Source organism: Prochlorococcus sp. MIT 1011 (assembly GCF_047305235.1).
In the GTDB taxonomy this organism is placed as follows: Bacteria; Cyanobacteriota; Cyanobacteriia; order PCC-6307; family Cyanobiaceae; genus Prochlorococcus_B.
In genome coordinates this window covers 266,172-284,696 of record NZ_CP138983.1, presented here as the reverse complement: position 1 = coordinate 284,696, position 18,525 = coordinate 266,172, and the positions used below count along the sequence as shown (strand labels likewise).

Sequence of the window (18,525 nt, the reverse complement as noted above, 5' to 3'; positions counted from 1 at the left end):
TCAATCAAGTTAAATGAAACAAGAGGGAAAACTAAATTTGATGAATGAGAAAGAAAATTCAAATCAAACTATTCAGAATCCTCATATATGGCCACCATTCACACAACTTACATCCTCTAAGCCTCAATTATTAGTTGAAAAAGCCAAAGGTGCCCTTTTACTTCCTAAAGACAGAGCTCCAATAATCGATGGCATAAGTAGTTGGTGGGTCACTCTTCATGGGCATGCAAATGAATATATAGCCAAGGCTATCGCAACTCAAGCAGAACAATTAGAACAAATTATCTTTGCAGATTTCACTCATCCTCAAGCTGAACTATTAGCTGATCGACTAAGTAAATTAACAGGTTTAGAAAAGTTATTCTTTTCAGATAATGGCTCTACAGCAGTAGAAGTAGCTTTAAAAATGGCTCGTCAATGGTGGAAAAATAAAGGTGATAATAGATCTCAAATCATTGCATTCGAAGGGGCCTATCATGGAGATACGTTTGGAGCAATGGCAGTAGGCGAACGAAATATATTTAGCGAGCCTTTTGATCAAATGCTATTTCCTGTTAGTAGAGTCCCTTGGCCCGAGACATGGTGGGGCGATGAAGATTTTGAAAGACGAGAAAAGGAAATTTTAGAAAGTCTTGATCACCTACTAAAGAAACCAACCATTGCGGTAATTCTTGAGCCATTAGTGCAAGGGGCTGGTGGGATGAGAATGGTTCGTTCAGAATTTTTAGTAGAAGTCGAAAAAAGAATTCGCCATGCTAATTCTTTACTGATTACAGATGAAGTCTTAACTGGCTTTGGAAGATGTGGAGAGCTATTCGCTTTTCAAAGAGCAGGATTAAAGCCAGACCTTATATCACTCTCAAAAGGGTTAACCGGTGGATTCCTTCCGATGGGAGTTACTCTGTCCAGTAAAAGAATTTCCGAAGGCTTCCTTGGGGAAGATCCTAAGCAAACTTTCTGGCACGGTCATAGTTTCACCGCTAACCCCTTAGGCTGCGCAGCTGCCAATGCCAGCTTAGATCTTTTAGAAAACTCTCCTCAAAAATATTTGGATTTTGAGTCACGTCACCTTCCTCATCTACAAAAAATAGTTAAAGATCCAAGAATTGATTGCCCAAGAATCACAGGAACTATTGCTGCTTTTAATATTAAAGTGAAAGGTAAAAAAGGTTATTTAAATTCGGTTGGAAAAATCATGAAAGCAAGTGCATTGAGAGTTGGTGTTTTCATCAGGCCATTAGGAGATGTAGTTTATCTAATGCCACCACTATGTATCACAGATGAGGAACTAGAAAAATGCTATTTTGGAATCCAAGAGGGCTTAAATTCTTTATCCTAGAATTTTTTCTTACTAACATTCTTACCATTTAGCTATATAATGATTTCTGAAATTAAACTTACATCAACCAACTTGGAGTAAAGTTCAAGTTTCCGCCTCTTGAAAAAGCAATAAACACTCCTAAAGCCAGACTCAAGAAAATAGAGACAATTAAAAGAAGAAGTGAAAATAGTTCTCCTCCTGATAATGGTCGCCTTACTCCTATCGATTTAGAAAATTGTACAGGTTGTATATTCTTTAAATAAGGTTCTTTTTTCTGACTTATAAGATTATTCTCTTTTTCTATAAATAAGTCGTAGTTTGCCCTTAAGACAGGATCACTTAATAAATCATAAGCCTCACAAACATTTTGAAATTGCCTTGTCGCTTCATCACTTGGCAAAGATGTCGTATCCGGATGAAGTTGCTTACTTAATTGACGAAAAGCTTTTCTAAGTTCTGCGTTATTGGCAGAGGTAGACACACCAAGCAGTTCGTAACAATTAGAGGAAGGAGTCAACGAGAGAAAATATGATCTAATAATGTATAGATTTTATCTAAATATCTCAGAACTGACTATTTCAAAAAACAATTACAAATGTCTACTGATAAAAACAACAAAAAAGCAAATCAACTCATGATATGGAATGAGCTTAAATGGACGCCAAGTGAAAAACAATTAGCTCAATTTATCCATTTGCAAGATTTACTTAAAGAATGGAATAAGAAAACCAACCTTACTCGTTTAGTTGATGGAGATGATTTCTGGACTGCACAAGTATGTGACAGCTTGTTGCCACTGTATGAAGAGCTTCAATACCCTGAACTTTCTCATAACTACATAGATATTGGTTCTGGCTGTGGATTTCCTGGTATAGCCATAGCTATAGCAATGCCAAATTCAAATATTACTCTTTTAGATTCTTCAAGTAAAAAAACGATTTTTTTAAAAGAAGTTTCTAAAGAAATTGGATTAAATTCTCGTATAACAGTCGTAAATGAAAGAGCAGAGACAGCAGGAAGGGATCCAATCCTTCGAAGTAATTTTGACTATGCCATTGCAAGAGCAGTTGCTTCTGCAAATGTGGTAGCAGAATATCTCGTGCCTTTTTTAAATTCGAAAGGTCAAGCGCTCATATTTAAGGGAGGATGGAGTGAAACGGAGCATCAAATACTAAAAAAAGCCTTAACTGAACTAAATGCAGAGATCGAACGAACAGATAAATTCGTACTCCCGAATAATCGCGGTATTAGGAATATTATTAGGATTAATTCTATTAATAAATGTCCTAATCAATATCCAAGATCAATTGGTAAACCCAAAAAACAGCCTTTAGGTTACTAAATCCCCCATAATCTATCTCTTCTTTCTCCCCCTAATCTGTCTTTCAAATTCCTAAGTATAAAAGGTATTTCAGAGCTCCACGGGCTATTAATCAAAACTTTTTTCAAGTCATCCTCGCTCACTTCACAATCCAAGCAATCTGCGTTTGAGCCTGGGAACCAATGTCCTCCTCTGCCTAAAAGACCATAACGATCTTTAGCAAAGCTTTCCATATCCCAAGCCTCTAATAAATTATTTAACCATAGCAGAATAGGTATATTAATCTCTCCTGGAGTTTGTTCCCAACCAGGTAAACCTATCTTCCAAGTAGTCAACCATGACTCTCCAAGAGATTCATTTAAGGCATGCATTAGACGCTTATCTATAGTATCAATTAACTCATGCATGTTATCCATTTTAGAAATTGCACTTAAATGAATATCCAGATCTTCAGGTTTTGAAGCTCCGACACTTAATGTATGAATTCTTTTATCACTCAAACAAAACAAATCATTAAATTCTATTGGATGCAAGGGACTACATAAATTTAAAAGTGTCAATGATGGTGTATGTAAATGACCTCCCTTATCAGTAGGACTAATAATAAAAACCCCCATATCCTTGGCATTCGCTGCTTGTAAAGCTCTTTCATTTTCCTGACGAATAAAATACCAATGCAAATTCACATAATCAAAAAGTCCTGTTTCAATTGTTTTAATTATCAGGTCAACATTTGCATGAGTTGAGAATCCAACATGACCAACGAGACCATCTTTTTGCCAACGACGAACAATCTCTAGACATCCATTAGGACGAATAGTCATATCTAAGTGTTCAGGAAGATTGATACCATGAATAGCTAATAAATCAATTTTCTTGGAACCTAATCTACTCATACTTAACTCAAGTTCTTGCTCAAAAATCGAAGGATCATTATTTGGTGGAATTTTCGTTTGCAATATTCTTTTTGGATCATCAATTTGGTCGAAGGCCCAGCCTATCTGGCGTTCTGAAGTTCCGTAATGACGAGCAGTTTCAATATGATGCATACCTTGTTGAGACGCATGCTTGATAGTTTTTCGCAAGATGTCTTGTTGTTGATTATTAATCTCTCTAGGATCTAAATCCTTCCAGCTTTGTTGAAAGCGCATCCCTCCAAGAGATAAGACTGGCATCTGAATCTCTGTTCGCCCGAATCTTCTGGTAGGAATTGAATTGTTTTTACTATCTTTAATTCTTTCCACTTCAAAATTTAAAAATCAAGTAACTGGTGGTAAACCTAAATTCCTAAAATGATGATTTTTTATAACTTCTTCTAATTTAACCAAGTCTTCGAAAGAAACCCAATCTATGCAATCAACAGGGCAGGTATCTATAGCCTCTTGAATTAATTCCTCACTATCTCCATCTTGTCTAAATGCCCTAGCTCTGCCTTGCTCAGGCTCCATTGCAAAAGTGTTCGTAGCAACTGAGCTGCAATAAGTACAGCCAATACATTTCCTCTCATCAACCCATACAGCTTTTTCTTTTAATTTCCCTCCTAAAACTGGATCTCTACCATTTAGCTTGAAATCTTCATTATTAGCTGCTTCATATGCAACATTTGGATCATAAATATCATTTGAGGGCTGATATTCAATAGACCTAGTTTCAAAAGCAGCTCTAGGATCGAATGTCAATTGTAGTTAGTAGAGTTAGTAAATTTAAGAATCCCAACGAGTAACAACTAATTCTATTGATCCATCTAGATTTTCCTTTTGTTCAGAAATTTGAAATCCTTCTTGAGCAGTTGAATCAAGAACAGTATTTAAGGCATAACGTTGAGTGACTTGAGCTAAAAACCTCTCAATTGGTATTGATTGCTTCCAGAGATCAAGGTCAGTTACAAGTTCATATGATTTTGAGCCTTCATTCCAACGAAATCCTATATCTGCTCCCTTACTCATCTCTACAGTCATTTGAGCTTTTACAGTTTGACCTCTATAACCTCTAACTAGATTTTCACCTTCGTTGGGGGTATAGCCTAAGTCTATTAGAGCCTGTTTAAGGAACTCCTTCTTGCGAAGTTGAGTTTTAACTGTGCTGAAATGTGACATCAGTGGATTTCTGCAGGAATAGTCTGTTTTTGAATGTTTTCGCGAAGAAAGGTATCAGAGGTTGGTTCTCTCCTTTCAACGGTGCCTAGGGCATCCTCAAGCTTCTCAGTTAAATCAATACATGCCTCACCAACAAGACCTTCAACGGTTTCTTCAACACGTCCATCTTGTCGGATTTTAAAGCGCAATGTGCGTTGTGGCATGAAATTGAAGCCCCTAAGTCACGCATGATATAGAAAAAAACTCTAGAAACGCGAATTATTAATTACAACGAATTGTTTTTGTACCAAAAATTAAACCAATTGACCATCATCAATTAATGATTTTAATTTTTTTTGTGCCTCTGGATTATCCAATTGCTCCAAAGCTGTCCTTGCTTCATACCTGACAGAAGGCTCTCTATCGTTTAATAAAACAGAAATAAAAGTCTCTACTATTTGAATTTGGATTTCAGCACTCAAAAGTCCATAAAGGCGGCCGAGGGACCAAATACAGTTACTTCGAACTAATGATTCACCATCTACTTGCAAACTTTCAAGTAATTGATTCGCAGCTGAGGGAGAGCTCTCTGCTGAATTAAGTCCAACCTCTGCTAGAGAACTTGATGCCCACAATCTCACAGCAGCGACATCTTGTTTTAATGCATTAATCAGAGGCTCTAGAACTGGGGCTTCAGGGTAATTTCCGAGACTCCATGCAGTAGCTTTTCGCACATAAGCGTTACTATCAAACTTCAACAAATGCAATAGAAGATCTATCGCTTTTGGACAAGGATTTCTACCTAAAGCATAAACAGCACTCATCCTGACTACGGGAGAAGGTTCGTCAAGCAAAGGCAATAAGAATGGAAGAGCTCTAGGGTCTCTATGTTCGCAAAAGACTCTTAATCCCTGAAGTCTCTCATTATTTCCTGATTGAAGCCACTTCAACGCAAGATCACATTCTTTTGATGAATTCCCTCGATCTACATCAATTTTATCTAATTCAATTTCATCTAAAGGATCTCCTGCTAATTGAGCAGCTAATTCTCTAGCTAAAAGATCAGGGTCAATGGCTAAATCAGCCAACCCTTTTTCACTTAATTTTTGATTTTCATCATTCATAGCTCTGACAGAAGAAGAGCAAACTAATTAATTGGTGCTGGTGCAAGCATATCCCCGGGAAGCCATATCCGAGCGCTGACAGCGAACAAAGCAACAGCAAAAAGAGCAACAATTAAAATAGGGAAAAGAGTTGTTCGTAAAAAACCCAAAGTTACAAACTAATTATGATTCTATTTTGCTCTAAATTTTGACCATTTGGCTATCGAGGGTCAACTTTTTAAGTTATTAGTTTTGTTTTCTTCATTAAAAACACACAACTAACAGCAATTGAAAGCGCAATCCAAGCGCTCCTCTCTTGATGTAATAAGAAAGCCCCAATACTTAGCAAACCACCATAGAGAATTCCTGATCCTAATAAAAAGCGAGATCCAAGCACTAAAGAACTGTCAACTGGAGTGATATTCAGACTTTTCCTTATTTTTTTCCAACCAGGGCCTGGAGGTTTGACCTGCATCACAAATTTATTGAGTGTCTCCTCAGACTCTGGCTGAGTAAAAAATAAAGTAAGCAACCAAATCACAGCTGTAAATGAAGTATTAAATAGGAGTCGTTTACCAAAATCTTCAATTGTAAAATAGGGAGAAACTGATGTGATTAAACCTATAAAAAAACCACTCAACATTGCGGAAAGTTCCGCTAGAGCATTAACTCGCCACCAAAACCACCGAAGCACAAGGACAGCACCTGGTCCTGTACCTATTGCAATAACAAGTCTAAACATTGAACCAATACTGTGACTAAATAGAGCCGTGACGACTCCAATTAGCAGTAACAAAATACTTGCAACCTGGCCCATAAAAATCATTTCTCTAGGGCCAGCTGATGGCCTCACAAATCTTTTATAGAGATCATGGGCAAGATAACTTGCCCCCCAATTAATTGAGGTACTTACGGTACTCATAAATGCAGCAACCAATGAAACCACGACCAATCCAAGTCCAACAGGTGGCAAATATTTGACAGCGAGATTTGGATAACTTAATTCCCAGTCAGTTTGTTGGGGCAAGAGAACTAAACCAGCCAAACCAACTAAAATCCAAAGCCAACTGCGAATAAGATAATTAACAATTAAAAAAACTATTCCTGCCAAAGTTGCTTGTTGTTCATCTTTAGTAGCCAATAAACGCTGAATAAATTCCCCACCACCATCACTACGTCTAAAACTCCACCATTGCAAAGATATAAAAGCGAAAAAAGTAGTAATACTTATTCCTGAACTATCCAACCAATTGAAACCATCTTTATTTAATGTCCATGGGAATAAAGAAAGGAGCTCAGGTCGATCTAATGCCTCTAAGTTTGTTAACAAATCCGTCATACCACCTGAAGCATCAAGTGCTACAAAGCAAACAGCAAACGCACCTAAAAGAGCTAATAAAAGTTGTACAAAATCATTAACCACTACTGCCCAAAGGCCACCTAGTACAGTGTAAATAAGCAAAAACAAAGCAACCAAAACCATTAAAAGTATCGTGTCAGTAAAAGGTCCAAACACAATATGTCCATCCACGACACCTAATGATTCAGCCACTTTACGCATTGCCAAGAATGCATAACCAATTCCAATACAATTGATTGGGACAGAAAGCAAGAAAGCCTTGATACCTCTTAAATAAGCTGCTGGTTTACCCCCATAACGTAATTCAGTAAAAGCCGCATCAGTCAATACTCCACTACGCCTCCAAAGCGGAGCGAATACAACTGTCATAGCAACATGTGCAAGTCCAAAACTCCACCACTCCCAATTCCCTGCTAAACCTCTCACCCCAATAATGCCAGCCACATATAGAGGTGTATCAATCGAGAACGTTGTTGCCGCCATGGACATACCTGCAAGCAAACCACTTAGGCTTCTCCCAGCGACAAAATAGTCTGATTCATTATGATTTTTTAGTGAAATATAAATTCCTAAGACCAAGGAAAATAATAAATAAAGAAATAAAATAAACCAATCAATAAATGCCATAGAAGCTTAAAAGTAATTGATTTTTACTTGCTATTTGATTTTTATTTTATTAATTGTTTGCCTTCTTAATTGTCCACATGCCGCATCTTTATCTCTACCTCTACTTGCACGAACACTTACAGCAACTCCTTTTTTTTCTAATAGCTCTCTAAAACTATTAACTCTAGATTGGCTTGGTCGTTTAAAATTTTCTTCAGCGATGGGATTATAAGCTATCAAATTAATATGGCTTTGAAAGCCTCTCATCAGATCAGCTAACTGCTCTGCATGAATATCTTTATCATTCAATCCTCCAAGAAGAATATACTCAAAGCTTACTCTTCGACCAGTGAGTTCTATATATGTTCTACAGTCTTTGAGTAATGAATTGATGGGATAAGAACTCGCCGAAGGAATAATTAATTCACGCAACGTCTGATTAGGCGCATGTAGACTGACTGCAAGGGTAAACTTAACTCTTCCCAATCGCTCATGGGCTATTTTTGCTAAATATGGAAGAGTATCCGGTATTCCAACAGTGCTAACAGTTATTTTCCTTTGACCAATACCAATATCATTCGTAAGACATTCAATAGAGTCTAAAACATTGCTTATATTTAGAAGTGGCTCGCCCATCCCCATAAAGACGACATGAGTAGGCCTCCTATTCATTGTTTCTCTAACACTAATTACCTGATCAACTATTTCATTCACATTAAGAGATCTATTGAGTCCCCCCTTACCAGTCGCACAAAACTTACACCCCATAGGACATCCAATTTGACTTGAAACGCAAACAGTCAGTCTTTTTTCTGTTGGTATTCCTACTGTTTCTATAATTTCACCATCAAAAGTACCCATTAATAGTTTTAACGTCTCATCCTCTGCTACAACTTTACTAATTTCATCAAGTCTTCCAACCTTTATTCCTTTGTTTTCCAATAAATCTCGCCATTTCTTTGGAAGAACAGTTATTGAATCTAGCTTTTTTGCACCTCTTTGATAAATCCATTCATGAATTTGCCTACCACGAAAAGCTTTTTCACCTTCCTGACGAGCAAATTCTTCAAGATCTTCCGAACTTAAGCCAAGCAAGGATGAATTACTTGATGGTTGAGGAAGTTTTGTCACCAATTCATTAATCCATGTCCTAATTTAAATTCCAAAAGCACTAAAGCAATAAAACCAATCATTGCCCATCTACCATTAACACGCTCTGTATGTGTGTGAAAGCCATAGCGGGGTAATTTACGCTTGGGAACTACAGGAGGATCAATCATCGATGGAATTTATTAGTTGAAGAATTAAATACTAGAAAATTTAAAAGAGTATTGCAGATAAATCGATTTATTCATCTGAGAGTAAACCTTCTTCTTGCAAGCCCTCCAAGGCAGCAGGATCTGGCATTTGGTCTTCTGGCAATTCATCGTCACCTGTTGGGCGAGCAAAAGCTGCAAAATTACTCGTTGTAGGATCAATTCCATGTCTACTTCTCGTTGCCTCTAAATCCTCTTCGCTAGGATCATCTAAAACAGACGTGTTCTTAGCTACTGGGGCAGAGGGCATATCAACAGTGTAGTCAGGTCTAAGATTTTGGATCCTTCGATAACCTGCTGGATCTTCTGCCAGAATATCTGGGTGAGGACCTGCTTCCGCATTTAACTCCTCCACAAAGCCACTAAAACCTGTTCCGGCAGGTATCAGGCGACCTATAATTACATTTTCTTTAAGCCCTCGAAGCCAATCAGACTTGCCTTCAATAGCCGCTTCGGTAAGGACTCGAGTTGTTTCTTGGAATGAAGCAGCTGATATGAAGCTATCAGTATTAAGTGATGCCTTTGTAATACCAAGTAAAACTGGAGTGAATTCTGAGGGGGCGCCTCCCGTGATTGAGATAGCCTGATTAGTATCTTCAACCTGCCTAAGTTCAATCAATTCTCCAGGTAAGAATGTTGTATCTCCTGCATCTTCTATTCTTACTTTACTCGTCATCTGACGAACAATCACCTCAATATGTTTATCGTCTATAGCTACTCCCTGAGATTTATAAACATTTTGCACTTCACTTACCATTCTATGCTGGAGTTTAGCGATTGCCTCCTGGGCTGCATCCATTAAAGGTTTCTTATCACGCAAGTCTGCAAAGAAACACTCCAAAAGCTCATGAGGATTCACTGGACCATCAGTTAAGAATTCACCAGCTACAACTTGTTGGCTATTTCTAACCATTACATTACGTCCTAAAAGAATTGGATATTCAGAAATTACATCATTATCTTCAATGACAGTTACAACTACAGACTCCTCGTCATCTCCATCCTTAATATCTACTGTTCCAGACTTTTTACACAAAATAGCTGAATCCCTAGGCCTACGAGCTTCAAGTAATTCTTCAATTCTTGGCAAACCCTGAACAATATCTCCTGTTTTTTGTCTTTCAAAAACCAACAAAGCCAAGCCATCACCTCTTTGAACTAAATCCCCATCACGAACATGAAGGACTGAATCCGGTGAAACCATATAAGGTCTACCAAGACGCAATTTAACTTTCTTTCCATCAATATTTTCTATTTCTCCACAAGCACCTATTGCCTGATCTTTTGAGACGAAATCTCCATCTACTACTCTTTGTCCGACTTTCACAAGAGTAGTTCCTTTGGAATCAATATTTATTGTGTCTTCTTCCCTTTCAACGATAAGACGACGAACCGGATCACCATCAAGGGCATCAGGGAGTTGAACAATTCCTTCTTGCTTACATAAAATCTGAGTTGTCGCTACAACATCTCCGGCTGAAACAATTTGAGCATTTTCTATCTGTAATTCAGTATGTGTTGATCCATGACTTGAATCAGATGTGGTATCTCTTCTTACTAAAATACTTTCAAGGATAACCAATTTAAGTCTATCAATACTCTTTGAATTCAAGTCTTGTACAACTTCTACGTCTACTGTCATCTGTGGAGTCGTCTCATATGTCTCAAGAATCAGTTGTGTTTTAAGTAACTCAATGCCTTCAACAGATTTAATGAGCTCACCATCCTTAAAGGCAAGACGCTGAGAGGCTTTTATACCTAGTGATGGGCCTTTGGGTTGCTTAACATGCTCTAATTCAGGTAGTTGTGCTTGGTCAGGAATAGTAAATTCCTCAACGGGTCTCAATAGAAGACCTTTACCTTCCGGAGTTTCAACTGACTGAACCATTACCATCGAATCAGTCTTAATACCTTTTGCGATAGTTTCACCGGGATTAACTATTTGCCCATCACCTTCAAACCTATCAAGTGCTTTACTCTCTTTGCATAGTTTAAAAGTACCACTCCTAACTATAATTTCTCGAAGAATATCATTTTTCTGAGTAACAGTAACTATTCCAGCAGTTTGACTGAAAATATCTTTGACGACTTCTGTCCCTGCCTCTATCCATTGACGATCTTTAATCATCAACAATGAAATATCCTTATTAATTTCATGAGTTTCTTGAGGGATCCACAAAAGAGTTCCACCTTTACTAACTTCAAAACCATTTTTGGCAGAACGAGCTTTCTTAATTGTCAAGCCAGGGGCATATTTAACAAGTCCTCCTGTTTCAGTTTTAAACCGATCATCTGACAACTCAGCTATTACCTCGTTATTTCCAATTTTACTTCCGGGAACAGTATTCAATCTATAACGAGTACCATCTTTTGCTTCAAGATGCCATATTTCACCTGAATGAGTCGACTCTTCTAGTAATTTAAAATCCTTTAAAGTCATCGACGTTGTTACTATTTGAACTTCTCTAGAATCACCAATTGAGTCTCTAAGTCTTACTTCACCTCCATACTCACTTGCCTGGCTCGCTTCAGCTAAAACTTGTCCCTCTTTTACTGAAACATTTCCAGAGACAACTGGCTTAGCATTTGGAGGTAAATTATAAACATCTCCTGCTAACACCCAAAGCCGACCAAGCCGTTGGGCTTTAAGAGTTATATTTCCTTGTCTATCAGTAACCTCTCTGGGTTGGATAATTGTTTCATACCTAACTTGTCCCGCTAAATCACATACAACATCTTTAGTAGCCTTCTCAACACTTTTTTGTACAGCTCCACTAGCAATCTGAGCAACAGTCACATCTGTATCGATATTTTGATCATTGTCTACAAAAAGTAGCGAACCAATAGGTATATCAATTGCTTGAGGTTTACCACCATCAGTAGGAATGATACTAAGGTTAAAGTCAACTTCTGCTTGCTGAGCCTCAACGCCATGTGGTGTCCTGTAGCCTCTCACTCGTGCTTTTGAACCAAATTCTACTTTTCCTGAAATGGTTGAGCGGACAACACCAGTCTCCGCTGTTGAAACTCCACCAGTATGAAAAGTCCTCATTGTTAATTGTGTGCCTGGCTCGCCAATTGATTGAGCAGCAACAATACCTACTGCTTCGCCTAAGTCAACTAGTTGATTATGCGCTAGCGCCCAACCATAACATTTACGACAAACTGATCTGGTCGCCTCACATGTAAGAGGAGATCGAACCCTTACCCCTTCAATATGTGATTGTTCAAATTTCTTAGATAGTTGAGGATCAATTGGAATATCTCTTTCAGCTAAGATTTCCTGATCTGAGTTAACTAATTGTTCTGATGTCAAGCGACCAACAAGCCTATTCCCAAATTTTCCATCCTCTGCACTTATTAAAATTGACCTTGTCGTACCACAATCCTCTTCTCTAACAATTACATCTTGAGCGACATCAACCAAGCGTCTAGTTAAATAACCAGAGTCAGCAGTTCTTAGAGCTGTATCAACAAGACCTTTACGAGCTCCATAAGAGGAGATGACATATTCAGTTACTGTTAGACCCTCTCTAAAATTGGTTCGTATTGGTAAGTCAATAATTTCACCTTGAGGATTAGCCATTAATCCTCTCATCCCAACAAGCTGACGAACCTGAGACATGTTTCCTCTGGCTCCAGAGTTGGCCATCATCCATACTGAATTCAGTGGATCATTTTGATTGAAATTCTTTTTAACTGCATCCACTAATCTTTCATTAGTTTCTGTCCAAGTGTCTATAACTTTTGTATGCCTCTCAACCTCAGTAATTTCGCCTAATCTATAGCATTCCTCTGTAGCAGTTATCTGTTCTTCAGCCTGCCCAAGTAAATCTTGTTTGGCCTCTGGGACCTTTAAATCATCAACAGAAATTGACACTGCTGCCTGGGTAGCATATCTGAAACCAAGGTCTTTAAGGTTGTCTGCCATAGCAGCAGTTGCCGCTGTTCCATGATGCTTAAATGCCCATGCAACTAAATTTTTCAAACCTTTTTTATCAACTACTTTATTTCTAAAAGGTGGAGGAGTTTTAGAAAGTTTCGGAACAGCTTTTATCGCTGCTGCTTTCTTTGCTTTAGAACCTCTTTTTGCTTTTGATTTAGTAGAGGATTTGCGAGTTTTAGGAGAGGAAGAAGTCATGAAAAAATCTATTCAAAAAAGGTTGGATTTGTTATTAGGGTTATGAGGAGGTGGCTGCCACAGCATCAATAATTGTATGGTTCATTATGACTCGACCGACAGTAGTCAAGATATAACGGCTAATTAAACTTCCCTCTTCATCTAATCGATCTCGTCGATATGTCCATTCCTCAATACGTGTGCCATCTTTTAAAGTCTCCGACTTACGCGGTTTCTGCAGCTCATCGTCATCCTCGATTTCACCAGAGAATCGAACCCAAACCCAATCATGTAAATCTATCCTTTTGTCTTCGAGAGCTTGTAAAACATCTTCAAGTGATGCGTATGTATGTGAATGATCTCCGAACTTAGGCTGATTTGCTTGAGGCTGAATTGCGGTTAAGTAATAAGAACCCAAAACCATATCTTGAGATGGGGTAACTATTGGATCCCCAGTTGCTGGAGAAAGAATGTTATTACTTGCGAGCATTAACATTCTTGCTTCTGTTTGAGCCTCAATCGCTAAAGGCACATGAACAGCCATTTGATCTCCATCAAAATCAGCGTTAAAAGCTGGACAGACCAATGGATGTAGCTGTATAGCTCGTCCAGCAACTAATTTAGGCTCAAAAGCTTGAATACCCAATCGGTGCAAAGTAGGGGCACGATTGAGAAGTATAGGATGACCATCTATGACTTCCTGCAATACCTGCATTACTTCATCATCAGCTTTCTGTATCAATTTCTTTGCCGCCTTGATGTTATTAACAATGTTCTGACGAATCAATCTGTGAATTACAAAAGGTTGGAAAAGCTCTATTGCCATTTCCTTTGGCAGTCCACATTGATGCATTTTCAATTTTGGACCAACAACTATGACTGAACGACCTGAATAATCAACTCTTTTTCCAAGCAAATTCTGTCTAAATCTACCTTGTTTACCCTCAATAATATCGCTTAATGATTTCAAGGCACGATTATTTGCACCAACAACAGTTCTTCCTCTTCTACCGTTATCAATAAGTGCATCTACAGCCTCTTGAAGCATCCTTTTTTCATTTCTAACTATTATCTCTGGGGCTAATATTTCCTGAAGACGAGCAAGACGGTTGTTCCTATTGATTACTCTTCTATATAAGTCATTTAAATCTGAAGTAGCGAATCTACCCCCATCTAATTGGACCATAGGTCTCAAATCAGGAGGTATAACAGGTATCGCATCTAAAACCATCCACTCTGGGCTTGCACTAGTAGCAATAAAATTATCTATTACCCTTAGTCTTTTGATAAGCTTAGCCCTTTTTTGACCTTTGCTTGTTGCAATTTCTTCTCTCAATTGCTCGGCAACTTCTTTTAAATTTAAATCTTCAAGTAATTGCTTCAAGGCCTCTGCACCTATTCCAACAATTGGTTCATTCTCTATAGTTGAATCCTCAGCATAAATTTCGTCTTCAATCTCAAGCCATTCATCTTCTGTTAATAGCTGCTTGTACTTAAGATCTTTACTATCACCAATATCTAAAACAACATAACAGTTAAAATAAACAATTTGCTCAACATCTCTCAGCGGCATGTCTAATAGGATCGCGACATAGCTAGGAATACCTTTTAGATACCAAACATGGGATACGGGAGCTGCCAATTTAATAAATCCCATTCTATGCCTTCTTACCCGACTTTCTGTTACTTCAACTCCGCATCTTTCGCAAACGATTCCACGATGTCTAACTCTCTTATATTTCCCGCAGTGACATTCCCAATCCTTAGATGGACCAAAAATCTTTTCACAAAATAATCCATCCATCTCCGGCTTTAGTGTTCGATAATTTATTGTTTCTGGCTTGGTCACTTCCCCTACTACCTGGCCATTGGGCAAAGTCCTTTGCCCCCATTCCATTACTCTTTCAGGAGAAGCTAATTTAATTTTGACGTAATCAAAATGATTTTCCGTACGTAGATTGCTATTAGTCATGGGAATTTAGGATGTTGAGATGATTTGTTTCGATTGAGTTAATTACTCCTCATATTCTTTACCTAATGATTCATAGGTAGGTCTACTTGGCGTGCTTCTACGAGGATTTACATCTTGCATAAGATCTACCTCTTTCCCATCATCTGTATAAACTCCAATGTCTAATCCCAATGACTGAAGTTCTCTCATTAAAACTTTGAAAGATTCTGGAGTCCCAGGGCGAGGTATGGGCTTACCTTTTACGATAGAGTTAAGAGCTTCATTACGGCCTTGCATATCATCAGACTTGACAGTTAACAGTTCTTGCAAAGTATATGCAGCTCCATATGCCTCGAGTGCCCATACTTCCATTTCTCCTAATCTCTGTCCACCTTGCTGTGCCTTTCCACCAAGAGGTTGTTGAGTAACCAAAGAATATGGACCTGTAGATCGAGCATGAATCTTATCGTCTACTAAATGAACAAGTTTAAGGAAATGGGCGTAGCCAACAGCGACCGGTTGATCAAAAGGTTCACCAGTTCGACCATCTGTAAGAAGTAACTTACCAGGGTCCTTAGGGTTGTATACCCATGATTTACCTGGCTGCTTTGCTGCCTTTTCCAAGTAAGCTTGAACAGTCTGGTTAGACATCTCTGGTCCATACATCTCATCAAAAGGGACAATCTTAACTCGACAATCCAAGTGAGAGGCGGCCCAACCCATAAGGAGCTCAAAGACTTGTCCTACATTCATTCGACTTGGTACGCCTAGCGGGTTAAGGCATATATCTACAGGCGTGCCATCAGGAAGATAAGGCATATCTTCTCTTGGCATTATTCTGCTAATAATCCCTTTGTTACCATGCCTACCTGCCATTTTATCTCCAACTTGAATCTTTCTACGTTGCGCGACATAAACCCTGACAACCATATTTGCTCCAGGTGGTAGTTCATCTCCTTGTTCTCGTGTATAGATTCTGACATCAACAACTCGTCCTCTCTCAGTCGAAGGGACTCGAAGAGAGTTATCTCTTACATCTCTTGCTTTTTCACCGAAAATAGCTCTTAAAAGTTTTTCCTCAGGCGGTTGATCTGATTCTCCTTTAGGGGTCACCTTCCCAACAAGGATGTCTCCACTCTCAACGAAAGCTCCTATTCGAATAATCCCCATTTCATCCAAATTCCCAAGACTTTCTTCTGATACATTTGGGATTTCTCTTGTTATTTCTTCAGGACCTAACTTAGTTTGACGAGCTTCTATTTCATATTTTTCTATATGGACGGAAGTATAAAGATCATCTTTAACTAACCTTTCGCTCACTAGAATTGCATCTTCATAGTTGTAACCCTCCCATGGCATATATGCAATTAATACATTTTGACCAAGAGCTATTTCGCCTCCCTCACAGGCTGAACCATCAGCCAAGACTTGCCCCACAATTACTGGGTCACCATTGAAAACTACAGGCCTATGATTTAAACAAGTATCCTGATTAGATCTCTGATATTTTTGCAAGTAATGTGTATGGTCATTACCTTCCTCATCAGTAACAACAATTGCATTAGCATCAACATAAGTAACTGTTCCATTTACTTTTGAAATTGGAACCATCCCAGAGTCTCTAGCAACTTGAGTCTCTAAACCAGTTCCAACCAATGGTCTTTCTGGACGCAAAAGAGGAACTGCTTGTCTTTGCATATTTGAACCCATCAAAGCTCTGTTAGCATCATCGTGTTCCAAAAATGGAATTAAAGATGCAGCCACAGAAATAACCTGAACTGGTGATAGCTGGACATAATCAACTTGTTCAGGAGAAACCGTTTCAAAATCTTGTCGATATCTAACTGGGACAAGTTCCGCCAATATTTTTCCTTCTTCGTCCGTTGCTACATCACCAGGGGCAACCCTACACTCATCTTCTAAATCTGCAGACAGATAAATAGGATCTCCTTCTTTAATTAATCTTCCATTATCCACCTTCCAAAATGGTGTCTCAATAAAACCATATTCATTAACTCTAGCGTGAGTTGCTAATGAATTAATTAGACCTGCATTAGGCCCTTCAGGAGTTTCGATAGGACAAAGTCTTCCATAATGAGAAGGATGAATATCCCTCACAGCGAAACCAGCTCTTTCACGAGTTAAACCTCCTGGTCCCAAAGCAGATATACGTCTTTTATGAGTTAATTCAGCCAATGGATTGGTTTGATCCATGAATTGACTTAATTGACTTGAACCAAAAAATTCTTTTATTGCTGCAACTAGAGGCTTTGGATTTACGAGTTGTGCTGGAGTAAGTGAGTCTGTTTCCCCTACTGTCATTCTCTCCTTAATTATCCTTTCAAGTCTATTCAAGCCAACTCGAACTTGGTTTTGTAAAAGTTCACCGACTGACCTTACTCTCCTATTTCCTAAATGATCAATATCATCAAGAGTTGCTCCGCCAACATCTAATTCTAAATTAATTAAATAATCTAAAGTAGAAAGAACATCTTCATTCGTAAGTGTTCTTACATTATCAGGAATAGTTAGACGTAATTTCTTATTTATTTTATATCTACCAACTCTTCCTAAGTCGTATCGCTTTGGATCAAAAAATCGAGTTTGAAGAAGCTGCTGCCCACCACTAACTGATGGAGGCTCACCTGGTCTTAACTTTTTATAAAGCTCCAGTAATGCTTGATCTTCTGAACTTATACCCTCTTCATTTGCTGCATCAATTGACTTTTTATAAAACTCTGGATGTCGTAATTTATCTATTACATCATTATCTGACAAACCCATTGCCCTCATAAGGACATGAGCATTAATTTTTCTTGTTTTATCTACACGAACATGTAACAAATCATTTTTATCAGTTTCAAACTTTAACCATGCACCACGATTAGGAATGACGCTTGCATTATAAGTTCTTCTACCATTTTTATCTTGCTCATCTTTGAAATAAACTCCTGGGCTGCGAACAATTTGATTGACTATTACTCTTTCAGCACCATTTATTATAAAAGTTCCACGCTCAGTCATTAAAGGGAGTTCACCTATAAAAACTTCTTGTTCTTTTATCTCTCCAGTTTCTTTATTAACCAAGCGACAAGTGACATACATTTGAGAAGCGAAAGTTGCATCTCTTCTTTTTGCTTCTTCTACATCATGCCTGGGACGTTTAAGCTTATATTCTGCACCTATAAAATGCAGCTCAAGCTTACCGGTATAGTCAGTTATAGGAGAAAAATTATCTAATTCTTCTATCAAGCCTTTATCCAAAAACCACTTAAAACTTGATCTTTGCACCTCAACCAAATCAGGCAGATATGTAGCTGCTTTGGCTACCTGAATTGCGCTTCTGCTCATT

At 38.3% G+C, this 18,525-nt stretch carries 15 protein-coding genes; 2 read left to right on the top strand and 13 right to left on the bottom strand.

Features of this window, described 5'->3' with window-relative positions; genetic code table 11:
* The first annotated feature begins 40 nt into the window (after positions 1-40).
* Positions 41-1,339, top strand: a complete 1,299-nt coding sequence (gene bioA / locus SIB75_RS01490; RefSeq protein WP_413683677.1) for an adenosylmethionine--8-amino-7-oxononanoate transaminase — start codon at positions 41-43, stop codon at positions 1,337-1,339.
* 58 nt (positions 1,340-1,397) lie between these two features.
* On the opposite strand, the gene SIB75_RS01485 is transcribed toward bioA, so the two are convergent.
* Positions 1,398-1,802, bottom strand: coding sequence for a J domain-containing protein (locus SIB75_RS01485; RefSeq protein ID WP_413683676.1), 405 nt, complete (start codon positions 1,800-1,802; stop codon positions 1,398-1,400).
* A 114-nt stretch (positions 1,803-1,916) separates the two neighbouring features.
* Between SIB75_RS01485 and rsmG the strand changes: the two genes are divergently transcribed.
* Positions 1,917-2,663, top strand: a complete 747-nt coding sequence (gene rsmG, locus SIB75_RS01480) for a 16S rRNA (guanine(527)-N(7))-methyltransferase RsmG (RefSeq protein WP_413683675.1) — start codon at positions 1,917-1,919, stop codon at positions 2,661-2,663.
* Here rsmG and SIB75_RS01475 read toward each other — a convergent pair.
* From SIB75_RS01475 to rpoB, 12 genes are all read right to left on the bottom strand, one after another.
* Positions 2,660-3,886: an aldo/keto reductase gene (locus SIB75_RS01475; RefSeq protein WP_413683674.1), complete on the bottom strand. Its 1,227-nt coding sequence runs from the start codon at positions 3,884-3,886 to the stop codon at positions 2,660-2,662. The genes rsmG and SIB75_RS01475 overlap by 4 nt on opposite strands.
* Positions 3,887-3,901: 15 nt before the next feature.
* Positions 3,902-4,321, bottom strand: a complete 420-nt coding sequence (locus SIB75_RS01470; protein ID WP_413683673.1) for a ferredoxin — start codon at positions 4,319-4,321, stop codon at positions 3,902-3,904.
* Between the two features lie 24 nt (positions 4,322-4,345).
* Positions 4,346-4,738: a DUF1257 domain-containing protein gene (locus SIB75_RS01465; RefSeq protein WP_413683672.1), complete on the bottom strand. Its 393-nt coding sequence runs from the start codon at positions 4,736-4,738 to the stop codon at positions 4,346-4,348.
* The gene (locus SIB75_RS01460) at positions 4,738-4,941 is read right to left on the bottom strand and encodes a DUF2997 domain-containing protein (RefSeq protein WP_413683671.1); all 204 of its coding nucleotides are present in this window, start codon (positions 4,939-4,941) and stop codon (positions 4,738-4,740) included. Before SIB75_RS01460 ends, SIB75_RS01465 begins: the two co-directional genes overlap by 1 nt.
* Before the next feature lie 90 nt (positions 4,942-5,031).
* On the bottom strand, positions 5,032-5,841 hold the full coding sequence (locus tag SIB75_RS01455) for a HEAT repeat domain-containing protein (protein WP_413683670.1): 810 nt from the start codon (positions 5,839-5,841) through the stop codon (positions 5,032-5,034).
* A gap of 23 nt (positions 5,842-5,864) precedes the next feature.
* Positions 5,865-5,990, bottom strand: coding sequence for a hypothetical protein (locus SIB75_RS01450; RefSeq protein WP_269603327.1), 126 nt, complete (start codon positions 5,988-5,990; stop codon positions 5,865-5,867).
* A gap of 68 nt (positions 5,991-6,058) precedes the next feature.
* Positions 6,059-7,807: a sodium:solute symporter family protein gene (locus SIB75_RS01445; RefSeq protein WP_413683669.1), complete on the bottom strand. Its 1,749-nt coding sequence runs from the start codon at positions 7,805-7,807 to the stop codon at positions 6,059-6,061.
* A 30-nt stretch (positions 7,808-7,837) separates the two neighbouring features.
* Positions 7,838-8,917 carry a 23S rRNA (adenine(2503)-C(2))-methyltransferase RlmN gene (gene rlmN / locus SIB75_RS01440; RefSeq protein ID WP_413683668.1) on the bottom strand — a complete coding sequence of 360 codons (1,080 nt, stop codon included), beginning with the start codon at positions 8,915-8,917 and terminating at the stop codon, positions 7,838-7,840.
* Positions 8,914-9,066, bottom strand: a complete 153-nt coding sequence (locus SIB75_RS01435) for a high light inducible protein (RefSeq protein ID WP_038654151.1) — start codon at positions 9,064-9,066, stop codon at positions 8,914-8,916. Before SIB75_RS01435 ends, rlmN begins: the two co-directional genes overlap by 4 nt.
* Before the next feature lie 67 nt (positions 9,067-9,133).
* Positions 9,134-13,243, bottom strand: coding sequence for a DNA-directed RNA polymerase subunit beta' (locus SIB75_RS01430; protein WP_413683667.1), 4,110 nt, complete (start codon positions 13,241-13,243; stop codon positions 9,134-9,136).
* Between the two features lie 40 nt (positions 13,244-13,283).
* The gene (locus SIB75_RS01425) at positions 13,284-15,194 is read right to left on the bottom strand and encodes a DNA-directed RNA polymerase subunit gamma (protein WP_413683666.1); all 1,911 of its coding nucleotides are present in this window, start codon (positions 15,192-15,194) and stop codon (positions 13,284-13,286) included.
* Positions 15,195-15,236: 42 nt separating this feature from the next.
* Entirely contained in the window at positions 15,237-18,524 is a 3,288-nt protein-coding gene (gene rpoB / locus SIB75_RS01420; protein ID WP_413683665.1) for a DNA-directed RNA polymerase subunit beta, read from the bottom strand.
* Position 18,525: the final 1 nt, after the last annotated feature.